At 52.8% G+C, this 3,669-nt stretch carries 1 pseudogene; it reads right to left on the bottom strand.

Annotated elements, in window-relative coordinates:
- Nucleotides 1-3,669, bottom strand: a pseudogene (locus RMSM_RS40530) (tandem-95 repeat protein); the annotation flags it as partial.

Here is a 3,669-nt window from a genome sequence, read left to right as displayed (position 1 = left end):
TAGGCACGATGCCAACCCCTTGAGACCGATAACCGCTGATGCCGATATGATCCTCGACAATTCGCGTGACCGAGTTAACCGGCTCAAGTCGCATCAATTGGTTGGCCTGACTTGGATCGGCCTGGAACGCCCCCATCAGTGCGGTTGGCAATTGTCGATTGCTCATCACTGCGACATAGAAGTATTGATTGGCAGCAATTGGCGAAAGATGAAACGGTCCAATAAACGGATCTTTATCACCAAGCGATCCACGGCTCAAATCGTCAATCGACGGATCGCTTCCGACGGGTTGATCACTTTCAACATTGGATTCGCGGCTGACGTAAACCAAACGCCCCGCATTGTTGTAGACCGCGACGGTGGTATCAGCGCGAACCGCTTTGTCGGCATAATCCATGTCCAATACAACCGAAACCGTCCCTGGCCCATCATTTACACCCGAGATCGTCTGAACACCAACGTGATTCAGTTTGAATCGATACCAATCGATATCGTTATTGTCTGAGAGAGCACCGGACAATCCAATCGCTGCTAGGTCGGTTTCCAATAGGTTTTCTAGCGATTGAGCTTCATCAAAACTGTTGTTATCGGCAAGCTCTCCTGCTTCGGCAATCAAAGGGCTGTGTGCGGGAAGACCGCGAACATCGATCGCCGTAGATGCAAAACGGACGTCAGAATACTGAACCGTCGAACCGGGGAACTCGTCCACCTGCTGGGTGCGAATCTGCAACTGGTATTGTCCGCTACTTTCACCCGCAAGCGTGGCAATCGGATTGCTACCGGGCAAGGAACGTACACGCACATAAAAGATGCCTTCGCTGCCAGGCGATCCCGGCAATCGAAAGAAAAGTCCTGGGTCACGGAAATTATGAGTATAAAAATCGCCACCGAGGTTTGCATTTTGGGTCAACGTCGCGGCGTTCAAACTTCCCGCAAAGGTTGGATCCGACGAACGCACCGATCGGGCGAGCACCGTGCCATTGGCATTGATGATTTCGACGACGGCATCCAAAGCCGAGTCGGTTCGGTCGACATCAATCCAAACGCCGGTTCCGGCGATCCCACTGAAGCTGTAAACGTCGATATCGCTCGGATCATCCGGGCTGATATAACCCTGAACTTCAAATCCCAATCGTCGGTTCTCATCACCACTCTTTTCATCCGGTGCCAGATTACCCAGGAATTGAGCCGACGGACGATTTTCGTTGATCCCATTTCCGGCGGTAAGCGGATTTTCACGCTCTCGGATGATGGCGACGTTACGATCGTTGCTCCATTCGTCAAAAACCATACCACGCCATTCGCCGGGAGCACCGGTGGATGGGTTGAGCGTATTATTGGTGTTGGTCATCACCGAGCCATCTGTACTGAACCCCGCACCTACGCTGTCGTCTCGCAAGCTGGTCATGACAACAGGATGACCTGGCGTTCCTAGCACATGGATTGATCCACCAATTCGGTCAATGGTCTCTAGCGGCGTTCCCGTTGCCGTGAATCCGGCGCTAGCACCGAATAACTTGATTACCAAACTTTCCGAGTTGCTGCTTTGCAGACGCAATCCACTAACATGATGATGATTATCGACCGTGATCGTACTGTTTAGCACATGCACGATATCGGTATCGTCCCAGATCCCTTCAGTGGTCAGGACTTCGCCTCGGACAAACATTCCATTCGTGGTGTTGTTAGCGAGCTGGTTCAAACGCACCAGCGGTCCAAAGTTGTCATCAAACTCGCTGTAACGTTCTGCCGCTCCGGTGCTGCGGCCGGAGTCGATCCTATTTTCGCTATTCAGCGAGTTTGCGTTGATATGAATTGCGGCTCCTGAATTGTCGACGATCGTGTTGTCGACAATGGTTGGCTGGCCACCGCGAACATAGATGACCGCATTCGCGTTCTGGCCGCGACCAGAACGATTCTCCGACGCGTTGCCACCTGCGTTGTTTTTCAGAACACTGTTTGCTAGACGAAGCTCTGCTTGATGCACTTCGATGGCATTGAAGTTGGCTGACGCCCCTTCGATCGGTGAGTCACCTCCGGCGAACGAGATCAAGGCGTGATCGATGCTGCCAAAGGAAACTTCGCCAAAGAACAATCCAGACCAGTCCGCTGGCGAGCCGACGGTGGATGGGCTGCCATCGGTATCAAACGTCCCGCTGCCTCCGTAGCGATCGTCAAACAGGGACGTAAAAATCACGGGACGATTTTCAGTCCCTTCGGCAATCAATGCCGATGCACCTCGCTCAGCCTCGATCCGCGCGTTACTCAATTTAACCACCACACCAGGATCGATCATCAATCGCCCCGCTGCACGCGCATCAACAGCACCGACCGAATTGATAAACGGTCCACCTGGATTGCCCGCGATGATCAAACTTTGGGTCAACACGTGAGGGATGTCGACATCATCAAATCGTCCCGGTACATCCAATCGGTCGATGATCGAACCGCTTGCAATCTCTACTCGAACAAACAAACCATCAATTCGGTTATCCGCCAAGAAATTGCCATAAACATCGGGGCCGATTCGATCGAGAGAGTCGTCGAAGCTGTCAGGACTCGCCGAAATTGCCGCGTTCTGACTATTCGAGATGTGATTAAAACTAAGCGTGGGGCGTGCATCGACGAGATGGATCGAAGTGAACGTCAATGACTGCGAGTTTACCGCAACCTTGCCGCCCCCATTGTTGATATCGGCGTGATTGACGTAGCTCAAGAAAATACCGCGTTCCTCGAGATCCGAATCATCACGAATCACGATTCCACCAAAATCACCCGACGCTGGGGTACCGATGCCATCCGAGTCACCTCCGAATGCATCGTTATGGTACGACCGCATGTAAACCGGGTTGTCGGGAGTTCCCAAAACTTGAATCGCCGATCCAGCTCGACTGATCCCGATCGACGACGTTCCGATGTCGATATTGGCTTTACGCAATTTGACCAATGCCCCCGCATCGATCATCAGCGTGGCGCCTTGGGGCACCATTAAATCCAAACCGTCACGTAAAGTGACACCTGAGTTGTTTTCGCCAATCAAATAGGGCGTATTGTCATCGAACGTCGACAAATCGCCATCAAGTCCACCGTTTCCGACGATGCGAATCAAATTCGGCGCAACCAAAAGCGCCGGTGTGTTCTCGACGTCCAACGTGTCGATATTGGACAACTGAACAATGCGTCCACTTTGGGATATGGATACCCCAGCACTCAGTCGCCCGCCCGACTTCGCATTGTTGATGGCCGCTGCAATCGTCGTCGCAACGTCTTCCGGAGTGGTGGCGGCGCTAATGTCGATCGGGTCCAACCCTGAGGTCCCAAAGGTTAACGTCAATACAGGATTGACCCCATCATCAATCGTGACGATGTCCCCATCGTTGATATCCGAAATCGCGTTTACAGGCACAACGATTCGTGTCGCTGCTGCGGTAATCGCGCTGCTGATGGTATCGAATGGATCGAGCAGCGAGCCATCGCCATCGGGAGCCGCCAAATTGGTGTCATTCGCGCGATCGACGAAAATCGTGGTGCCTGGACTTGCGGATTGAAACCAAAACGAATGAACACCTCCGGGTGCCCCATCACCATCACCGTCGATCAACGTCCCATCGGAATCTCGTAGCGCCGCGTCACCCCGATCTGCATCAAATGACAGCTTTAACTCATATG

Origin of the sequence: Rhodopirellula maiorica SM1 (genome assembly GCF_000346295.1) — a bacterium.
GTDB classification, from domain to species: Bacteria; Planctomycetota; Planctomycetia; order Pirellulales; family Pirellulaceae; genus Novipirellula; species Novipirellula maiorica.
This window is presented reverse-complemented; position numbering and strand designations above follow the sequence as displayed.